5 protein-coding genes are annotated in these 4,854 nt (G+C 30.4%); all 5 read left to right on the forward strand.

Going from position 1 to position 4,854, the window contains the following annotated elements; all coding sequences use genetic code 11:
• A partial coding sequence (locus Q0C22_RS04555; RefSeq protein WP_291492213.1) for a RelA/SpoT AH/RIS domain-containing protein occupies nt 1-756 on the forward strand: 756 nt, incomplete at its 5' end.
• Nucleotides 757-760: 4 nt separating this feature from the next.
• Complete coding sequence (locus Q0C22_RS04560) at nt 761-1,804, forward strand: rod shape-determining protein (protein WP_291492215.1); 1,044 nt, start codon at nt 761-763, stop codon at nt 1,802-1,804.
• Entirely contained in the window at nt 1,801-2,550 is a 750-nt protein-coding gene (mreC, locus tag Q0C22_RS04565) for a rod shape-determining protein MreC (RefSeq protein WP_291492217.1), read from the forward strand. Before Q0C22_RS04560 ends, mreC begins: the two co-directional genes overlap by 4 nt.
• Nucleotides 2,551-2,997 carry a hypothetical protein gene (locus Q0C22_RS04570; RefSeq protein WP_291492219.1) on the forward strand — a complete coding sequence of 149 codons (447 nt, stop codon included), beginning with the start codon at nt 2,551-2,553 and terminating at the stop codon, nt 2,995-2,997.
• Complete coding sequence (mrdA, locus tag Q0C22_RS04575; RefSeq protein WP_291492221.1) at nt 2,981-4,771, forward strand: penicillin-binding protein 2; 1,791 nt, start codon at nt 2,981-2,983, stop codon at nt 4,769-4,771. Before Q0C22_RS04570 ends, mrdA begins: the two co-directional genes overlap by 17 nt.
• Nucleotides 4,772-4,854 lie beyond the last annotated feature (83 nt).

A 4,854-nucleotide genomic window follows, 5' to 3' on the forward strand; every position in this document is an offset into this window, starting at 1 on the left:
ACATCAAAGGCAAGAAACAAAATAAAACAAAGCGTAAGAGAATTAGAAAAACAAGAAATGGTTACAATAGGTAAAAATCTATTATCAAAAGAATTGTTAAGGCATAATATAACACTTACTTCCTATCTTAAGTCTAAAACTTTTAAAGATACGCTTTCTAGTTTAGGATTTGCAAAGGAAGATGACTTATTTGAAAATATAGGACTAAAAAAAATCAATCCCCAAAACCTGCTAAGCTCTTTAGAACCCCAAAAAGATACAAAGAAAAAAGAAATCGACGCTCAGGCAAAATCCGAATTTATGATTACTATTGACGGAACAAATAACTTTGATATAAAATTAGCAAAATGTTGCAGTCCTGTTGTAGGAGATGAAATTATTGGCTATATCTCAAAAAATGGCGTTATTATGATACATCGAATTGATTGTGAAAATATTGCAAAAATTGGCTATAATTCTGAGCGTCTTATTAAAGCTCAATGGCAAGAATCCAAAAAGAAAGTTAAAACAATCCTCACTGTACACGCAAAAGATACACTTGGTTTAATATCAAAAATTTCTTCTGCAATAGCAAATTTAAATATTAATATAACAGATTTTAAAATGAAAAAAAAATCAGAAAAAGACATATTTTTACTTGAGATAGAAGTATCAAGCATCAAAGAAATAAATGAATGCATAAGCGCACTATCAAAAGAACCGAGCATTATTAAAGTTGAACGAGGATTAAAAAAAGATTTTAGAAGAGGAGAATAATAAAATGACTAGCTTGTTAGGTAAACTTATTAATTACTTTTCAAATGACATAGCAATTGATCTTGGAACAGCAAACACAGTTGTTTATGCAAATGGCAAAGGTATTATACTAAACGAACCAAGTGTTGTTGCAGTAAAAAAAGAATCAAATGGTGTTGAAAAAGTATTGGCAGTAGGTAAAGAAGCTAAAGAAATGGTTGGTAGAACACCAGGTAATATTACAGCAATAAGACCTATGAAAGATGGAGTTATTGCAGATTTTGAAATAGCAGAGCGAATGATAAGGTATTTTATAAAGAAATCAAAGAATTCAAGAACAATATTTAAACCAAGAATTATAATAGCTGTACCTCATGGAATTACTCAAGTTGAAAAAAAGGCAGTAAAGGATGCAGCTAACGACGCAGGAGCAAGAGAAGTATACTTAATAGAAGAACCAATGAGTGCAGCAATTGGCGCTGGCCTTCCTGTCCAGGAAGCAATTGGTTCAATGATAGTAGATATTGGCGGCGGTACTACAGAAGTTGCCGTTATTTCGCTTGGCGGTATTGTAAATAGTGTTTCTATTAAATGTGGTGGTGATAGATTGGATGCAGCTATAGCCAGCTACATAAAGAAAAAATATTCTGTACTAATTGGCGAATCAAGCGCAGAAAATATTAAAATAAATTATGGAAGCGCTTATCCTCAAGAAAATGACAGCCAAAAAATATCAATTAAAGGCATTGATTTAATAACAGGCATACCAACCTCAATAGAAATTACGGTAGAAGAAATAAGAGATGCAATCAAAGAACCTATACAGTTAATTGTTAATGCTGTAAAAGATGCGCTTGAGCAAACTCCACCCGAACTTGCAAGTGATATTGTAGACAATGGTATTACTTTAACTGGCGGTGGATCTCAAATAAAAGGTTTGGATACACTTATTTCAAAAGAAACTGGTTTATCTGTAAAGGTTTTTGAACAACCGCTACTTGCTGTTGTATTAGGAGCTGGAAAAGTACTTGAAAATCTTGATTTTCTAAGTGAAGTTACAATTGAATGAAAAAACTTATTATATATGCTTTACTTGCTCTTATTCTTTCTCTTATAAATTACTATACAAATTTTAGTTTTTTTGTAGCAAAGAGTTTATTGTATATTGCAAATCCAGTTGAAACTCAAAGTTTTTATGCTTTAGATTTAATTTCAAATGTTGTAAAACAATATATAGTCTTGCAAAATACCCAAAAAGAAAATAAACATTTAAAAAATGAAGTCAATAAATTAAATTTAGAAAATAAAATTTTGCAAGCAAAACTTCGCAATATTGATACTGCCATTGCACCTAATTTAATAAAATGTCCATTTATATTTAAAGATTTTTCTGATATTAATTATATATATATAAAATCAAATGCGCCAGAAAAAGACATCCTTCATAAAACCGTAGTATCTCAAAAACTCAATTTAGTTGGAACAGTGGAATCAAAAGTAGGCAATCTCTATGCAGTAAAAACAATATTCAATAGTAATTTTGTAGCAGATTGTTTTATAGTAAACGACGGTAAATATTACAGAGGCATTTTTAAAGGTTCAATCAATCAGCCTAAGATAGAATTTTTAAATACACAAAGCCATATACAAAAAAATGATTTAGTAATAACATCTGGTTTGATAGGTAATATACCACCAAATATAAATATCGGTACAGTTGAAAAGATCTACGAAGTTAGGGGTTTTTACAAAGTCGCTTTGGTTAAAGTTGACAAAACATTTTTAAATGATAGTTTTGTTTTTGTGGTTAATTAAATGAAACTTTTGATTTTTGCTGTTATTTTTATTATTGCATGCGTATTTTCAATATTTAGTAGCTATATGTTTTTTATACCTTATAATGCTTTTTCTTTTTTAATAATTGCCATACTGGCCATATCAAACAATAAAAATTCTGTCTCTCAAAGCAACAATAAGCTTTATATTACGGCTTTTTTGGGAGGTTTTTTACTGGATAGTTTGCAACATAATACTATTTTTTATAATGCATTTATCTTTTCTTTAATAGTTTTTTTAAATGACCTTTCAAAAAATATGTTTGGATCTAAATTTGTGTATATTTTTATATTACTTATTACAATTTATGATGATTTGGCGTTAAAAACACCCGTTTTTGCCTCACTATTTAATTTTTTCTTACTCTTAGTTTTTTATCATATTACCAAAAGACTTCTGCAAATTGAGTATGCCAAGAAAGATTGATATCCCTGTATCAAAAAATTTTACCACAGCAAAAAATTACATTAAATTTATTTTACTTATAGCAACAATTATAATTATAGGCAGGTTATTTTATCTACAGGTTATAAACTATAACCAATATAATGAAATGGCAAAAAATAACTGTTTGCGACTTATTGGGATAAGACCGGCACGTGGCGAAATTTTAACTTCTGATAATTACATTATTGCATCAAACGAACCGTCATTCACATTGTATTTTACAAAAAATATTAAAACTGACCCAAAAGAAATAGATCTATTATCAAAAATCCTTAATGAACCTAAAGAAAAAATTGAAAAAAAAATTAACTCCATCAGCTACTTTTCAACTCAAATACTGGCAAATAATTTAAGTCATAATCAGGTTTTTGAAATATTATCACACAAAAATACATTAAAAAATGTTGATGTTGAAATAGAACCAAAAAGGGTTTACCTTGGAAACCCATATATTTACGCAAGCGTTGTAGGATATATTCAAGAAGCCAATCAAGAAGACATTAAAAAAGGTGCAATTCCAGGCTCATATGTTGGGCAAATGGGCGTTGAAAAAATATTTAATAAACAGCTAGAAGGCGTTTGGGGCTATAAAGAAGTTGAACGCAATGTTTCCGGTACAACAGTAAAGGTTTTAGGCCAGCAAAATCCAATAAAAGGAGAAAATATACGATTAACCATAAACTATAAAGCTCAGCAAATAGCCTATGATGCACTTGGAAAATATAAAGGGGCAGTTGTTATTCTAAAAAGTAACGGTGATGTGTTAGCCCTGGTAAGCAAACCATCTTTTAATCCCAATGATTTTGTTAAAGGCATAAGTGAAACTGAGTGGAAACAATTACAAGAAGGTGATAAAATTTCCCTTTTTAATAGAGCTGTTCAGGGTGCATACCCTCCAGGCTCAACAATCAAACCTTTCTTAATTTTTGCTGCACTTCAAAAAGGCATTATAACGCCTGATACCTATTTATACTGCCCTTACGAAATTAAAATTGGCAAATATACTTTTAAAGATTGGAAACCGGGTGGTTTTGGCAAAATTAATCTATATACAGCTTTAGCTGGATCATCAGATGTTTTTATGTACCAGATAGGTATGAAATTGGGTATAAAAACTATTGATGAATATTTGCAGAAATTTGGGTTTGGTAAAAGTGTAGGTTTATTCGGGTATGAATCAAAAGGAATTATTGCTTCTCCAAAATACAAATATGAAATGTATCATACACCATGGTACTTAGGAGATACAATTACAAGTGCTATTGGTCAAGCTTACACGCTTGTTACGCCAATGCAGCTTGCTGTTGCATTTTCTATAATAGCAAATGATGGAATTGCCTATAAACCACGAATAAGTGATATCCAGCCCCATACGATTTTATACGACATTAAAAAAGGAAAAAAAAATTTTGAAATTATAAAAGATGCACTCGAGCTAACCGTATCAAGTCCAATTGGTACAGCACAGAATGCCTACATTCCAAACTTGACCATATGTGGCAAAACAGGCACAGCACAGGTTGTAACAAGCCAGCAACTAAATACATTACTTGTAAATAGCAACTGGGATTTAAATAAAATCAGAAAATATTTACCTCAAGCATGGTTTGCTTCATTTGCCCCCAAGCATCACCCTCAGATAATTATGGTAGTGTTTTTAGAACATGGCTACGATAGTTCCTATGCAGCAGCTGTTTCAAAAAAAATTTATGAGGGAATGTTAAAATACCATTTAATAGAACCTAATAAATAAGCTATAGAATTTTTTCATAAATACGGTAAGTTTTGTAATGTTCAGCATTCATTGATAAAATAGCTTTATTTATTTTATCATTA

The sequence above is a fragment of the Desulfurella sp. genome, from assembly GCF_023256235.1.
Lineage (GTDB): Bacteria > Campylobacterota_A > Desulfurellia > Desulfurellales > Desulfurellaceae > Desulfurella.